The sequence below is a fragment of the Bradyrhizobium sp. Mp27 genome, assembly GCF_029953005.1.
Taxonomy (GTDB): domain Bacteria; phylum Pseudomonadota; class Alphaproteobacteria; order Rhizobiales; family Xanthobacteraceae; genus Bradyrhizobium; species Bradyrhizobium barranii.
In genome coordinates this window covers 1-16,392 of record NZ_JASAUS010000155.1, presented here as the reverse complement: position 1 = coordinate 16,392, position 16,392 = coordinate 1, and the positions used below count along the sequence as shown (strand labels likewise).

The 16,392-nt window shown below is 58.6% G+C and carries 9 protein-coding genes and 1 pseudogene; all 10 read left to right on the top strand.

Annotation, left to right across the window (positions count from 1 at the left end):
• Positions 1 to 98, top strand: a pseudogene (locus QJT78_RS41910) (IS5/IS1182 family transposase); the annotation flags it as partial.
• 1,977 nt (positions 99 to 2,075) lie between these two features.
• A complete protein-coding gene (locus QJT78_RS41905; RefSeq protein WP_306421922.1) occupies positions 2,076 to 2,999 on the top strand; it encodes a calcium-binding protein in 924 nt (307 codons plus the stop codon).
• Between the two features lie 176 nt (positions 3,000 to 3,175).
• Positions 3,176 to 3,790, top strand: coding sequence for a methyltransferase domain-containing protein (locus QJT78_RS41900; protein WP_038945027.1), 615 nt, complete (start codon positions 3,176 to 3,178; stop codon positions 3,788 to 3,790).
• 128 nt (positions 3,791 to 3,918) lie between these two features.
• Entirely contained in the window at positions 3,919 to 6,153 is a 2,235-nt protein-coding gene (locus tag QJT78_RS41895) for a peptidase domain-containing ABC transporter (RefSeq protein WP_049807962.1), read from the top strand.
• Positions 6,143 to 7,486, top strand: a complete 1,344-nt coding sequence (locus tag QJT78_RS41890; RefSeq protein ID WP_028153474.1) for an HlyD family type I secretion periplasmic adaptor subunit — start codon at positions 6,143 to 6,145, stop codon at positions 7,484 to 7,486. Before QJT78_RS41895 ends, QJT78_RS41890 begins: the two co-directional genes overlap by 11 nt.
• Positions 7,483 to 9,570: an SEL1-like repeat protein gene (locus QJT78_RS41885; protein ID WP_028153475.1), complete on the top strand. Its 2,088-nt coding sequence runs from the start codon at positions 7,483 to 7,485 to the stop codon at positions 9,568 to 9,570. The genes QJT78_RS41890 and QJT78_RS41885 overlap by 4 nt, the downstream gene beginning before the upstream one ends.
• 6 nt (positions 9,571 to 9,576) lie before the next feature.
• Complete coding sequence (locus QJT78_RS41880) at positions 9,577 to 13,503, top strand: glycoside hydrolase family 99-like domain-containing protein (protein ID WP_038945028.1); 3,927 nt, start codon at positions 9,577 to 9,579, stop codon at positions 13,501 to 13,503.
• Positions 13,504 to 13,541: 38 nt separating this feature from the next.
• Positions 13,542 to 13,982: a hypothetical protein gene (locus QJT78_RS41875; protein WP_028153476.1), complete on the top strand. Its 441-nt coding sequence runs from the start codon at positions 13,542 to 13,544 to the stop codon at positions 13,980 to 13,982.
• Positions 13,983 to 14,179: 197 nt separating this feature from the next.
• A complete protein-coding gene (locus QJT78_RS41870) occupies positions 14,180 to 15,136 on the top strand; it encodes a hypothetical protein (protein ID WP_035696954.1) in 957 nt (318 codons plus the stop codon).
• Positions 15,133 to 16,257 (top strand): hypothetical protein, encoded by a 1,125-nt coding sequence (locus QJT78_RS41865; protein WP_028153478.1) that lies wholly within the window; start codon positions 15,133 to 15,135, stop codon positions 16,255 to 16,257. The genes QJT78_RS41870 and QJT78_RS41865 overlap by 4 nt, the downstream gene beginning before the upstream one ends.
• Positions 16,258 to 16,392: the final 135 nt, after the last annotated feature.

Below are 16,392 nucleotides of genomic sequence, written 5' to 3'. Positions count from 1 at the left end.
AGGACTTCCGGCGCATCGCCACGCGATATGACAAGCTCGCCCGTAATTTTTTGGCCGCTGTTCATCTCGCCGCTCTCGTCGCATATTGGCTCAATTGAGTCTGGACCCTAGGTCGGCCGTCTTCGCTCCGGCCTCATGCTCCTTCAACACCGCGATAATCTGCTCTTCTGTGAACCTTGCTCGCTTCATCTGTCCGTCCTTCTTCGGGCCGGACTCTAACTCCTTCTGGAGGAAATACTCAGTGGCAGGTCAGGCCCTTCAAACTCACGACGATAGCATGACGATCAAGCCCGTTGCCCACGTCACGAGGGCCGCGTAACATTCATTCCGGCAACGCCGGCCCGACCTAGTTCGACAGCGATCGGGAGATCCCAAAACTTGTACGGGCCAGCGCGACATCACCGCCTTCATCGAGGGCTTCTGCAACCGAACCCCGGCTCCATTCCGCACCGGATATATCACCGCGGTGTCGAGATGGAGGAAGATCAGTTCGGCGCGTCAGTGTGCGCACAGAGGTCGGATATTGAAGGATCCGATGCTGCGCGGCGGCACACATTCGCGACCGATCTGCTGGAGACCGGAGCCGAAGTGCGCATCAACTTTTGGAGCGAGAGATGAACAAGCTCGGGTTAGCGATCGTGTACTCGGCCAGACGCAAAGCTGGGTGCCGAAGCCTCTTCGAGTGTCATCTTCTCAAGCATCAGATCCGTGACAAGTTTGCGGAGGCGCCGGTTCTCGACCGTGAGCTCTTCCAACGCACGACGCATTTCATCCATGCTAGCACGAGGAGGAGGATCCCTGCCCGCGTTAGGCCCCTCCGAAGATTGCCCCACGTCCTTGCTGAGCGGCAGTTTCCGCCAACGATGGAGCGTCATAACGCTCACGCCAAGCGCCTCACAGATCGAGACCTGGGAGCTGCCTGCTCGAGCCAATTCATCCGCCTGAGCGAGTTTCAGTTTAATCTCTTGATGAGAATGTTTTTTCATTCGGACTAGGCCGGGTTCCGACAAAGTAACTCGCCGCCGGCTTGAACTGAGTGGCGGGTGCTGTCAAATAACATACAACGACGTCTGCTAACCTACAAAGGTATCATACAGCCCCGTTGTTAGCGCTACCAATGAAAGCGTTCAAGATGAATATCGAGTTTCGATCGGCATTTTCATCTTTCACAAAGCAGTCATCCGGCCTGAACGGCAACAAAGCAGGTGGAGCATGATGCGAGCCTCCAAGTTTTGAACTCCCAGCAGGCGCTTCATCCTGGAGCTAGGCAGGAACGGGGTTGCCGGCCGAGACCTCCCGAATGGCGGGATTGCCCAAGTTGCCCATCTGAGACGGAGAAGACCGAGGGGCTGCTGACCATCGATATGATCAGCTGAAGCGGACGGCAGAAGGGCGCCAATCGCAATGTGTGTTTGGGCAGCAAATGGAGGAAATCGTCCTTGCATTACGTTTTGACATCTTCATCTCAATGATCTGGATAGCCGGCAAGTGGTTGTTGCGCAAGGACCTTCAATGGGAATCAGTGACTCCGTCACGTGCCATGATTGTTCAGCATCGATGACTCTTTCGGGCAAGCACGTCGCAACCTGGTCGCGCTTGGTCACGTGCCGTGCTGACATCGGTGTAGTTCGTGGGCCATTCTTGCACAGGAAAAGCGACTATTTGCCGCGGGTCAACCACTGCAGAAGCTATCCAACCTTCAGCGAGGGGTCGTGTTGGTGGGGATCAGGCGCAGAACAGGACTGATCCAGCCTTTCCTGGGGGATAGCAATATCCCTCCCCGACCCGCAGTGTTGGCTCAGAAACCTCCGGAGTCGCCAAGCAGATCGCCGAACTTGCGAGGCTAAGCTCGGTGAAATGAGTGCGGCCAGTTGGATCTTTTCATCCTTGACACGCACTACTCACAATCTTAACATTGAACATAACATATGCTGCGGGTTTCTAATCTTCGCAATCCCGCGCGGCGACTGGATGGTCACAGCGTGAAGCGCCTTGACGTGACCGGAGCATCGCGTCGTCCTCAATAAAAACCGAAAGGGCCTCCAATGGCTATATCTTACCTGACGAAAACTGAGTTGGACCAGTTTCTCCACCATAACGGAAATCACATTGAGGCGAGCGTCAGGTCGGCACTGATCGACTCGTTAGAACGTAGCGGAGTGTACAGCGATCATCCTGGGGATACTTCGAAGGCTGCGTTTCAGTCTGGACCGTTCGGAGGGGCTGTTCCAGCAGGCGTTCAGATCCTCGACATTACGCAGTCGACCACCGTCGAGACCACGCCAAACCTGAAGGCGATTATTTTCGACGACGCTGGCGGCAAGACGCTCGATGTGATTGGCGGGCATAATGATGTGTTCATCGCCATGGGAAAAGGTTCCGATAGCGTGAACCTATATGATTATGGGAACGACACGGTCTATGGCGGTAGCGGCAACGACGCGATCCGCGGCGGACACGGTAACAGCTCACTGTTCGGCGGCGCAGGCAACGACAGTATCTATGGTGGCAGCGGCAACGACACTTTGGATGGCGGCAGCGGTAACGACTATCTTGAGGCGGGCACCGGCGCTCAGGTGCTCGAAGGCGGCAGCGGCAACGACATTCTGCGAGATCTATCGTCGGGACACAGCACGCTTATCGGTGGCGATGGCAACGATACGCTAATTGGCGTTCAGGGCGATGTCTTTGCGGGCGGTGACGGCAATGACGTCTTCTGGGTCTATGGTGAGTCAGGAGCGAACTCGACGCTGCAGGGAGGAAATGGCAACGATACATTCCATCTTCAGACCCACACCGGAAATGATACGATTATAGGCGGCGCAGGCTCGGACACCGTGGATTTCGCCGATCGCTCCTCCTTTGATGTCACCAAGGTCGATGTCGACGAGAAGACGAACTCCTACACGCTGCACTTCGGAGACAGCCAGACGGTGGTGGTCAGTGGCGTCGAATATCTCCACTTCACCGATGGAGACGTGCACTTGCCGAAGCTCTGAATCGGCACCTGCAAGCTGCGCTGAGAAAGCCCCGCTCATGGCGGGGCTTTGCCTTTGAGCTCAGCGCTTTCGCATCTTATGTAGGATGTCCTTTCGTTGGTGGCTGTGTTGTGGTTTGCTAATGTTATCATCTGGCCCTTTCACCGCGCGGTGCGGGCACGGATTGGTCTCTCACGATGAAGCGATTGCTCAACGCGGGCTCAGGATCCGGTACGGCACAGCGCATCGCCCGGATGATGCTCAACCATGATTGGGAAGAAACCCGATTCGACATCGACCCCGGCGTCAAACCAGATGTGATCGGCTCGATCCTTGAGTTGACTGGCGCGTTCAAGCCTCAGTCCTTCAACGCGGTGTGGACATCGCATGTGCTCGAGCACCTGTATGCCCACGAGGTCTACCCTACATTGCGGCAATTCCACCAGATCCTCAAGCCCGATGGTTTCGCCTTGATCGTGAGCCCGGATCTGCAATCGGTCGCTCACTTCATAGCCCAGCATGGGATCGGCGCAATAGCCTATCATTCGCCGGCGGGGCCGATCAGGCCGCTGGACATGCTCTATGGCCATTCGCGCGCCATCGAGGAGGGACGCGTCCACATGGCCCACCGCACCGGATTTACGGCCGAGCGACTCGGTAATCTCCTGCTGATGGCCGGGTTTGCGACCGTTTCGGTCAGCAGCCAAAATTTCGAGGTCTGTGCGCTCGCGCTGATGCCTGAGGCCGACGACGAGGCCATCCGAAGGTCTTTGTTAGAGTACGGCTTCAATTTCCAGGAAGCCAAGGCCTGAGGTATTTGTGAGTGCGGCCAGCCGTTCCTCACAATTTAACGATGAGTGAGGCTGGTTTTTTTCGCCGCTCAATGTTATGTTGGTGTTGAATGTGACGTCATAACACAACGGCGGATCGCTTGACCCCAATGACCGTCCACTGCGCCGATGACCGAAACCTGGCCGATGCGGCGCCCGCATCGGCACTAGGGTGCCTGATTATCGTCGCACGACAGCACGGGCTGCACCTCACGTCCTCACAGCTCATTCAAGACAACCTTCTGCGGGAAGAGAACGTCACACTCCATCAGCTTGTCCGCTGTGCGGAGAAAGCAGGCATGCGCGCGAAGTGCGTCAAGCTCGATTGGAGCGGGCTGTCTCATCTGAAGAAGGCGCTCCCGGTCATCATTCGGCTTCGCAATGGGAGCCACATGGTACTCCAGCGTGTCGAGGGAGACGCCCACAATACCCGCATCGTGCTGAGGGACCCGAATGCCGCGGAAGACGCGCTGCTCGTGATCGACCAACCACGCTTTGAAGGTATCTGGTCCGGCGATCTGGTCCTGATCAAGCGCAGCTACGAGATATCGGACGAAGCGCAGCCGTTCAGTTTCGGCCTGGTAGCCGCGCTGTTGTTCCGCGAACGCCGCATGGTCCGCGACGTCGCGATTGCCGCCGTGATCCTCGGGCTTCTCAGCTTGGCGCCGATCATGTTCTGGCGCCTGTTGTCGGACAAGGTGATCTTCTACAAGGCGTACAACACGTTCTATGTGCTCTGCGTCGCGATGCTGGTGGTCATAGCCTTCGAGGCAGCCTTCTCGTTCTTGAGACAATTCCTTGTCCATCGCTTGACCACCAGGCTGGACGTCAAATTGTCGACCTACGTCTTCGAAAAGGTCCTCAATCTTCCCATCGACTATTTCGAGCAGACGCCCGTCGGCCTCGTCGCGCGCGACATTCGCGAAGTCTTTCGCATCCGCTCGTTCCTAATGGGGCAATTGTTCGGCACCATTCTCGACTCTACGACGCTGATGTTCTTCCTGCCCGTCATGTTCTTCTTCAGCCCCGTCATGACGTTCGTGGTTCTCGCCTTGTCGGCATTCATCGTCGCGTGGCTCGTCCTAATGTTGCCGAATTACCGCAAGGCGTCGACTGCCGTGCTGGCCGCGGAGGGCGCGCAGGGCGCGTTTTTGGTTCAAACTTTGAATGGGATCCGGACGATCAAGTCCCTCGCGCTCGATACGCGGCAGCGCCACATGTGGGATGTTCTGGTCGCACGCGTTGCCAAGGCGCGGCTTGTGGAAGGCATGACTGGAAACGCCATCCAGTCGGTGGTGCGTCCCCTGGAGCGGCTGGCCGTCAGCGGCTCCTATGCGCTCGGCGTCTATCTCGCGCTCGAAAGCAATGACCCGGTCTATATCGGGGCGCTGTTCTCATTCCTGCTGTTGTCACAGCGCGTCTCGGGTCCGCTGATGCAGATGGCGCAGCTCATCAATCAATACGACGAGGCACGAAGTGCGGTTGCAACCGTCGGCAATCTCGTCAACCTTCCTCCCGAAGAGGGACGTTCCGGCCATGGCGTGCGTTCGCCACTCGAGGGCAAGGTGGAGTTTTCCGGCGTCACCTTCAAATACAAGGGAGCGCTATCGCCAACGCTAAACAACATCTCCTTCGAGATTCCGCTAGGGACTACTTTAGGCGTGATGGGCAAGAGCGGATCTGGCAAGACCACGATTGCGCGGCTGCTGCAGCGGCTGCATTGCGACTATGACGGATTGATCAAGATCGATGGCATTGACGTTCGCGAGTACGACATCGACCATCTCCGTCGTAACGTGGGTGTGGTGCTCCAGGAGAATTTTCTTTTCAGTGGGACCATCCGCGAAAACATCACAGCGGCCACGCCGGACGCGTCGTTCGATGATGTGGTCAGGGCGGCGAGGCTGGCGGGTGCGGAAGAATTCATCGACAAGCTGCCGCGTGGCTACGAGACGCATATCTATGAAGGCTCGCCGAACCTCTCGGGAGGGCAGCGGCAGCGGCTTGCGATCGCGCGTGCGTTGATCGTCAACCCGCCCATTCTGATTCTCGATGAGGCGACAAGCGCGCTAGACGCCGACAGCGAGACGATCGTGAACGCCAACATAACGCGCCTCGCGCATGGCCGGACGCTGATTATCATCTCGCATCGCCTGTCGTCCCTGGCAAAGGCGGACGCAATTCTCGTCCTTAATCGTGGTGTGGTCGACGATATCGGGCGGCATGAGGAGCTCCTGGCGTGCAACGATATCTACAGCTCGCTGTGGTATCAGCAGAACGCGCATTTGGTGCCGGCAGCCCGCAACGATCGGTCAACATTCGGGAGTCCAACGCTTGTCTCGTGATGGTGCGCTTGCGACTGTTCGCCAATTTCAATCGGAAACGGATGCGATCCGAGAGGAGGCTGAGCCTCTGGTCGCGCGAGCAACGCTGTTTGTCCTCTCGGCCTTCCTGGTCACGATCGTTGCCATTCTGGCTCTGACGCGGATAGATCGCGTCATCACCAGCGTTGGCGGGCGGATCGTGCCGGTGGGACAGATCCGCGTCCTTCAGGCCCTGGATCAATCGATTATTAAGACGATCGACGTGCGGGAAGGCGAGCAGGTGCAACCGGGACAGCTTATTGCGACCCTGGACGCGACCTTTACGTCGGCGGACCTGACCCAGGCGAAGTTGCAGATCGCTAGCCTCGAGACTCAGGTGGCACGCGATGAAGCCGAGCTGAACCAGCATCCGCTGGTTTTTGCGAGCAAGCCAGACCCCAACGACCAAAAATACGCAGCCTTGCAGAAGGCGCTCTATGATCAGAGGATGGCGCAATATACCGCGCAGATCAATAGTTTCGATTCGAGGATCAAGCAGACCCAGGCGACGATGGAGAAGCTTCGCGGGGACGATGCGAGATATCGGCAGCGTGACGAGATCTTGCAGAAGATCGAGACCATGCGCACGACGCTGGCCGAGCACGGCACGGGCTCGCAGCTCAATATGTTCATTTCCCAGGACTCAAGGCTTGAATTGCTGCGGACCCTGGAGAACACCCACAACAGCCTAATCGAAGCCCAGAATACGCTCGCGGTGTCAACCGCAGACCGTGACGCCTTCAAGCAGCAGTGGTTTGCGCAACTGAGTCAGGATCTCGTGGCGACCCGCAACAAGCTGGACGAGGCGAGAGCGTCTTATGAGAAGGCGCTCAGGCACCAGGATCTGGTCCGATTGACCGCTGCCGAAGACTCGGTCGTGTTGACGATGGCAAGGCTCTCGGTCGGATCGGTGCTAAAGCCCGGCGATCCTTTCATTACGCTGATGCCGACCGACACCAAGCTCGAGGCTGAAATTCGCATCGCCTCGCGCGATGTCGGTTTCATCCGGCCCGGAGACCCCTGCACGATGCGGATCGATGCGTTCAATGCCGCGGAGCATGGTACAGCCGATGGCAAAGTGCGCTGGATCAGCGAGGGCGCGTTCACCACCGACGATGATGGAAAGCCTATCGAAGCCTACTACAAGGCGCGGTGCTCGGTGGACTCAGCCAACTTCAAGGATGTCCCAAAAAACTTTCGCCTGATTCCTGGCATGACGCTTGCGGGGGACGTCCATGTCGGCACGCGGGCGGTCGGAATGTATCTGCTTGGCGGAATGCTGAAGGGTATCCGGGAGGCCATGCGTGAGCCATGACGGTATTGACCCGATCGCTCCTCCAATGGCTTCGTCCCGCGTCTCGCGGATCAGATGAAAAGCGGCTCGGTCCGGCGGAGGCAGCGTTCGAGCGCGGTCACTATCTGGAGGCACTTAAGCTCTGGAAGCGTGCCTCGCAAAACGGCGACGCGGAAGCGGACTATCGGATCGGCATGCTCTATGCCGAGAACCGGGGAGTGGCAGGCAGCATTCCGGATGCCGCGGTGTGGTACGACCGCGCGGCGCAGCGAGGTCACGTCGAGGCGCAATATCAACTCGGCCTGATCTATCTTTACGGAGTCAACGCCAGCCTCGGACCGAGTAGGCCGGAGACCTGGCGTCAATCCTCAGCCGCGCGATTGGGCGATAGCGCGTCGGATGTGCATCACCTGATATTCCCGCACGGGATCAGTTTCGCGAAGGATATTTGCGCCGCGTTTCGCTGGATATCGGCCGCCGCCGGGTCCGGCAAAGCGGATGCTCAGACCATCCTGGGCAATCTCTACAGTGAAGGGCAGGGGTGCACGAAGGACTTCGCTGCTGCATTGCGTTGGTATCTGGCGGCGGCCGATCAGAACTTTGCGCCGGCCGAGTTCGCGCTAGGCGATGTCTATTACCAGGGACGCGGAGTACTCGTCGATTTCGCGCAGGCTACGATCTGGTATGGCAAGGCCGCCGCGCAGGGGCACGTGAGGGCGCAGATTGGGCTCGCATTTATGACGTTGAAAGGTATGGGCTTGCCCGAGAACCCCACTGAGGGTGCTCGCCTGTTCCAGAGTGCAGCCACGCATGATGATCCGATCGCACTCTACAACATCGGCCTGTTACGGCTGAGCGGCAAGGGCGTCGCCAAAGACCTCGACCGCGCCGAGACCGCGCTGCGCAAGGCGGCGCGGAAGGATTATCTTCCCGCAATTCAGGCACTCGCGGAATTCTATTCGAGCGGAGCCGATGCCGAGCCCGATTTGCGTGAGGCGGCGATTTGGTATGAGAAGGCGGCCGAGCGGGGCGATGTGCAGGCGCAATTCTTCGTCGGCCGGTTTTATGCGACTGGTGTCGGTGTTTCGCCTAACACTCGACAGGCCGCGAAGTGGTTCGAGCGCGCAGCCGAAAATGGCCATGCCACTGCGGCATTCAACGTTGCGATCTTCTATCTCAACGGCTCCGGCGTTCAGCGCAACGTGGAGGCCGCGATCAAATGGTTCGAACGTGCCGCAGATGGCGGCATGAGCGCCGCACAGGTGCAACTCGGAAAGCTCTATTCGACCGGTGCGGGCGTTCCCAAAGATCAGGAAATGGCTTCGGAATGGTTGAGCAGGGCCGCCGGTAGCGGAGATCCTGACGCCAAGACCGCCTATGCACTCTTTATGATTCATCAGAATGCGTCCGATGATAACGTCGCACGCGCGCACTCTTTGCTGGCAGAGGCGGCCGAGGCAGGTCATCCTCCGGCGGCGTTCCAACTGGGCGCGCTGAAGATGGGTAAGTTCGGCGGGATCGCCGATAAGCTAGGCGCGACCCCATGGTTCACGCGGGCGGCGGATGCCGGCCATGTCGAGGCTCAGTACATGCTGGCACTTCTCCATCTGGATTCGACGAGCGGCGTGGGGAATGCGCGGGCAGCATCATCGTGGATGACCAAGGCGGCGCGCGCGGGGCATGCACCAGCGCAATTCCAACTGGCCGTCATGTACTGCACGGGCTACGGAGTGGGCCTGGATCTTGCAGAGGGTGTGAACTGGTACGAGGCCGCTGCAGAGCAGGGACATAAGATTGCGCAGTACAACTTTGCCGTGATGCTCCGGAGTGGGCAGGGGCGCGCGGCTGACGTGACGAAGGCGACGGAATGGTTTCAGAGGGCCGCCGAGCGAGGAATGGCGGAAGCGCAGGTTGCGCTGGGCGACGCGTTGATGTCGGGCCGAGGCACGGCGCAAGATCGCGAAGCAGCGGTCAATTGGTATCGATACGCGGCGCGGCAACGCAATGAAGGCGCCGTGCGGCGCCTCCAGTCGATCGGCGGCGACGGGGCTGTCACACCGTACACAGAAACTTTGTGCGGAACGATGCCTCTAATGCACGAGTGAGTAACAATGGCTGATTTTCTTTCGAACCTCGCGCGCGACGCCGGTCGAAGAGGACCTCGGGCGAGGCGCAGCGCTGCTGCAAGGCTGCAATCCAAGTCAGAGCCGGTCGCCGCAAAACTGAACGGTTCTGCGAAGCTGCTCGCCGCCGAGGGATCGGCGAGCAGTCCTGCCGGCGACCTTGCAGATGCCGCGCGCACCCTCAAGGGCCTCGGGCTTTTTGACCAGGATTTCTACGCGGCCAGCTATCCGGACGTGATCGCGGTCGGCGCCGATCCGTTTGAGCATTTCTTCCTCTATGGCTACAGGGAAGGTCGAAAGCCAAATCTGATCTTCGACCCGATCTGGTACGTCACAACCTATCCCGATGTGAAGGAGGCGGATGAGCATCCGTTCCTGCACTATGCGACGGTCGGCGAGCGCGATGGGCGGCGGCCAAGTCCCTATTTTCAACCGGCCTGGTATCGGGAGAAGTACGGCATCCCGGAAGGCGAGAGCCCGCTCGCGCACTATCTGAAGAACCGCCTGGGCCCGTTCAGCCCGATCCCGGAATTCGACGCGCAGTATTATCGTCAGATCTATCCGGACGTCGCAGCGGCCGGCGTCGATCCGTTCGAGCACTTCATCTTTCATGGCTATAAGGAAGGGCGCAACCCGTCGGCGGAGTTCGACACCAAGTTTTACATTCAGCGCTACTTCAAGGGTAAGACGGATCAGAATCCGCTTTTGCACTATCTTGCGCATCGCCACGAGGATGGCATCTATCCGTCACCTCCGGAGAACGAGGCCACCATCCCGGCCGAGATCAAGCGGTTCACCCGTCCGAGCCGGCTATTCGAGGAACTGCGTCCATTGCCCGACGGCGCAAAGCCGCGCGCCAAGGTGCTGGCCTACTATATGACGCAGTTTCACGCTTTCCCTGAGAACGACAAATGGTGGGGCACCGGCTTCACCGAATGGACGAACATCGCGCGCGGCATACCTCGGTTTAAGGATCACTATCAACCGCGGATTCCGCGCGACCTGGGTTTTTACTCTCTCGCCGACATCGAAACCATGCGCAAGCAGGCGAAGCTAGCCAAGGCGGCGGGCATCCACGGCTTCGTCTTTTACTACTACTGGTTCAACGGCAAGCGCCTATTGGAAAAACCGCTGGAGAAATTCCTGAAAGCGCGCGATATCAACATGCCGTTCTGCCTGATGTGGACCAACGAGAACTGGACGCGGCGGTGGGACGGCATGGAGGGCGAGGTCCTGATTTCGCAGGACTACCTGTCTGACGATGACGAGCGCCTGTTGTCGGATTTCAATCGTCACTTCACGGACAAACGCTACATCCGTGTCCAGGGCCGTCCCCTCTTGATGATCTATCGGCCGCGCCTCATTCCGGACACGGCAAACGTCATCGCGCGCTGGCGCGCGATCTTCGCGAAACGGTTCAACGAAGATCCAATCATCATCATGAGCCAGAGTTTTGATGATTACGATCCAACTCCGAACGGCATGGACGGCGCGATCGAATTTCCGCCGCACAAGCTTACCAAATACGTGCCGCTGGTGAACTCTGACGCCAAACTCCTGGACGATACCTATGCGGGGCAAATCTACAGTTACGACGACGTCGCCAAATATTCAGTTGATGAGCCGCGTCCGAATTTTCCGCTGATCAAGACGGTGGTGCCGAGCTGGGACAACGATGCGCGCCGGCAAGGCTCGGGCCTCGTGGTCCAGGGCTCGACCCCCCAGAAATACGAGGCGTGGTTGTCAGCGCTGGTCGAACAGGCGCAGACGCACACCTTTTTCGGCGAATCGTTCGTCTGTATCAACGCCTGGAATGAATGGTGCGAGGGCGCGTATCTCGAGCCCGATCTCCATTTCGGTTCGGCCTACCTGAATGCTACCGCGCGCGCGGCCACTGGTCTGACCTCCGATCGGTCAGTGTCCAAGATTCTGCTGGTCGGACATGATGCGTTTCCCGCCGGCGCGCAGCATCTCTTGCTGAACATCGGCAAGACGCTGCGCAGCGCCTTCAATATCGAGATCGACTTTCTCCTGCTTCAGGGCGGAGCGCTGGAAGCCGAATACGCCTCGGTCGCGCCGCTCACCGTACTCAAGCAGGCTTCCGATATCCCTGCGACCTTACAACACTTCCGGGAGAAGGGCTTTACAGCGGCCATCGCCAACACGGCCGCGAGCGGGCGCGCCACAAAATTCCTCGTCGAAATGGGCTTTCGGACCGTTTCCCTGGTCCACGAATTGCCGCGGATCCTGCACGAGAAGCAGCTGGAAGAGGCCGCTGCCGCGGCGATTGGGAGTGCGCATCGTGTGGTGTTCGCCTCGGATTTCGTGCGCGACAAGCTCGTCGAAGCGCTTGGGCTTGACGGGACGGATGAGCGTTTCCTCATTCGCGCGCAGGGCAGTTACAAGCAGATTGAGCCGGTGCCGACGGAAGCCGTGCTGTTTCGCAAGGAAGTTGGCATCGCCGCTGGCGACAAGATGGTGCTCGGCGTCGGATATGCTGATCTGCGCAAGGGCTTTGACCTGTTTTTGCAAGTCTGTAACTTGGTTCGACGACGCAATGCAAATGTCCATTTTTGCTGGGCCGGCGGCATCGATCCAAGCCTCCAGGAATGGCTGGGGCCGGAGATCAAGCGTGCCGAGGCCACGGGCCACTTCCATCTCGCCGGCTATCGCTCGGACATGCAGGCGCTCTATTCCGCATCCGACGTCTACGCGCTGACGTCGCGCGAGGACCCGTTTCCGACGGTGACACTGGAGGCGCTCAGCGTCGGCGTGCCCGTCGTTGCGTTCCAGGACTCTGGCGGTATCCCCGGCTTGCTGCACAAGGAGAACGTGGGGTGCGTCGTGCCCTATTGCGATGCGCCGGCGATGGCACAGGCAGTGGAGACTTTTCTACGCTGGACACCGCCCGAGTCCGAGCGGGACCGCATGGCCGAGATTATCCGGAGCAAATTTGACTTCGCGGACTATGTCCGCGATCTGCTGCGGTTAGCCGTTCCATCATTGCCCAGCGTCTCGGTCGCCGTACCAAACTACAACTATGCGCGCTGCCTTCCTGAGCGGCTGTACACCATCTTCGATCAGACCCATCCGGTCGAGGAGATTATCGTGCTGGACGACTGCTCGTGCGACGATAGCACTTCCATCATCATGAAGCTTGCCGATCAGCGCCAGCGCGATCTGACGCTCGTCATTAACGAGCAGAATTCCGGCTCGGTGTTCGCGCAATGGGCCAAGGCTGCAGAGATGGCGAAGGGAGAGTTCCTTTGGATCGCCGAAGCCGACGATCTCTCGGAGCCGATCTTCATCTCGAGCCTGCTGGCGCTGATGCAGGGTGACCCCGACATCGCTATAGGCTTCACCGATTCGAAGTCGATCGACGCCGATGGCGCTCATCTTTACGCGAGCTACAAGCCGTATTTTGCCACGATCGAACCTGGCGCGCTGTCGCGCACGGAAGTGTTTGACGGTCGCGATTTCGTAACGCGCTATCTCGGTGTCAAGAATACGATCCTGAACGTCAGTTCAGTGCTGTGGCGTCGCGAGACGTTGCTGCGCGCGCTGAACGCCTGTCGCGATCGTCTGAAAGAGTTCCGGATGGCCGGCGACTGGGTGCTCTATCTGGAGGTTCTGGCAGGACCGGGCGCAAAGATCGCCTACGTTGCCGACCCCCTCAACGTCCATCGGCGCCATGCGGCGAGCGTCACCAATTCGTTGAAGGCCCAAAAGCACATCGAGGAGATCGACACTATGCATCGTCTCGCGCGGAGGCGTTTCGGCTTCGGGGAGCGGGAGCTTGGGGCACAGGCCGCTTATCGCAACGAGGTGTCGGCGCAACTGGCGAGCGCCGCTACCAAGCCTGATGCGCCCAGGCGGGCAGCGAAATCCGCAGTGCGTGCGACGGCGACGACGTGATCGGCTAGGGAAAACAACCAGAGCAAGTCGGGGCTGTCATGTTCGTGCCTTCCGCCGTTTCACTGTTGAGTGCACTCAACGTAGACAGTGCGGCCTTCGAGAACGGAGGCAAGATCGAAATACCAGGTGCGCTTCTGAAGCTGTTGTTGCAAATCGCATTGGCGGCCGCTGAGTTTGATGAGGACGGTTATCTCAGGGACAATCCGGACATAGCGAAGGCGCTCGTGAGCGGTGAAATCGAGAGCGCGCACGTGCACTATATCGGCTTCGGCTATTTCGAGGGACGACAGGGTGGAGGACCCGAAGTCGACGAAGCTTGGTACATGGGCAAATATCCGGATGTGGCGATTGCCGTTCGGGAGGGTCGGATCAAGTCGGCCAAGCATCATTTTCATTTGGTCGGGGCGGCGGAGGGACGCAGTCCTAACCTCGATCAGGAGGAGAATGCCGCTCAATGGAAAAACGCGCTTCGCTCCTGAAGCAAAGCGCATGATTACGGATCGAATTAGGTGGAGGACCACAATTTGCCGAATTGATATGTGAGGTATCTCGGAACAGGCGTTAATTCATACCGAAGCGAGTCCGATGATCGTTGGATCGGCAGCGCAGGCTGAGCATCGTCGAAGCGCTTTCCTGACAGGGGGGGAAAGCTCAAAATGTTAGAGAGATGTTTGAGATGTCGGTTCTTCAATGGGACACGGATCAGCCGGAGATTCTGAGGCGCCTGCAAAACCGGGCCAAGCTCAAGATTTGCTGCAAGACTCTCAGCGAGCCCGAATTTGTCCAGAGTTGGATTAATCATCATAGCGCCATCGTCGGTCCGCAAAATCTGATCATAGCGGACAATGGATCGTCAGATGCCGCGACGCTCGACGTCTATCGTCGGGCTGCCCCTGATATCACGATCTTCCGCTTCTCCGGGGTTCACAACGATATTCACTGGCATCCTAGGTTCCGGCCATTGTTCGATCGCTTGAGGGAGACCGTCGAGTTCTTCTCCTTCGTCGACGTCGACGAGCGGCTCGTCTGGATCGATACGAAGCGTTGGTTCGCGGATGAGCGGATCCTGGATTGCCTGAAAGAGCGTGGCGCAATCTATCCAGCAACGTGGCTAATCAACGCGATCGGACGCATGGATCAATTCACGTTGTTGGACACCGAGCGCCGGCGCAACTTCTCGAACAATCTGAAGTGGGGAAAGCCCATTCTTCCGCCCGAGCTGATTGCGGCTCAATCGGGCATTCACAACATCCAGTACGCCGGTAGCCGATTTTCGGCGAGTTGCAGCAGTAATCTGTTTCTGCTGCATTTGACACAATTTCCTGATCAGCGGATCGCGGCCAATGTGAGAAAATTGGCGAACCGGAGTCTTGTCGATCACGCCATCGATCCGGAGGCGGTTTCGAGGATGGACTTCAGCAGACATCCCGATCCAGCCGTGCTTCGGTTCCAGAAGGAGGTTGCGGAAATGATTGCTTATCTCAAGGGCGACAAATCGATTCCCGATAGCGAGACCGAGGTTATAGAACTAGGACGGGGAGGGACGGTGGTCTTCTCCAACGCGGACGCGCGCGGGATTTTCTCGAAGTTCATTGAGGATGGCCCCTCCATCATCGTGAAGAGTTTCAAGTGAAGGGTCGCGCCATCAGAGCCGCGACCGTGATTGGGACGTTCCTGCCGCTCGTGCTGGGCGGACACCGCGCGACTGAAGCGGATGATCTCCCTCACGTCGTGCCGGACGCGAAATGCGACGCCCTGGACATTTCTGATGCTCCGTTGCGGGCATTTCGCTCGCCGGATGGTTCGATTACGGCATTCGCGACGCATTATCGCAACCGGGCGCTGGTTGGCAGTAGCTTCGGTGCGATGGCGAAGAACTGCTCGGTCGCGTATGAGGGAACGTTGGATCCCGATCCCTCGCATTTCAACTACAAGACGTGGATCACGGCGACGTGGATCGGCGATGATGGATCGGTCATTGCGCTTGGGCACAACGAGTATCAGGCCCACGAGTTGGTGGGGCATTGCCGTTTCGCGGACTATTCGTCGTGCTGGTACAACAGCATCGTGCTCCTCAGGAGCAATGACCGTGGTCGGACGTTTCACCGGGCTGACGATTTGGACAAAGCAGTCGTAGCCCCCGACTTTGCAGACACGCTCGGCCAGGGCCATCCCAGAGGCTATACGAGTCCGACAAACCTAGTGAAATGGGGGGACTATCTGTACACGCTGGTTGGCTATTCCGGCGTGGATAAGGGCGATTCTGGGAGATGCGTGCTCCGCAGTCGGCTGCCGGTGACGACGAGCTCTTGGGAGATTTTCACGCGCGACGGCTTTGTGCGGCCAAACCAGAGCGCTTATGAAGATCAGGCGCGCGTTCGCTGCGAGTATGTGACGGGCATGCGAGGCTTTGTCGGATCAATTGCCAAGCTAGCAAATTCGAATCTCTTCGTCGCAACCGTCGCGGAGGACATCAATGGTGGAAGCATCGTCGCATATTTCTCGGACGACCTGGTTCATTGGCACGATCGACAGGTCCTGGAGCAGGTCCCCCTGTTCTGGTCGAAGGATTGCTCGATCGGAAAGCGGTTCAGCTATCCAAGCCTGATCGACGAAAACTCCCCTGGGCCAAATTTTGATCAGGTCGGCCGAACGCCGACGCTCTATCTAGTGCAGGGGGGATGTGAGATCGGATCGGACCTAGCGTTGGTCAAGACCAAGGTCAAGATCAAGCCGCCGTCGGAAGCTCATTGAGCTTGAGCGGGAACTGGGGTGCGGTGCTAGTACCCACTTTTCTTGGAACGTGAGTCGTGATTCAAGGTCGGGATGATACCCGAAGCAAGAGAAGTCCACCTTTCGAGGAAAGATCGCAAGGTGCTTGAGGCGTGC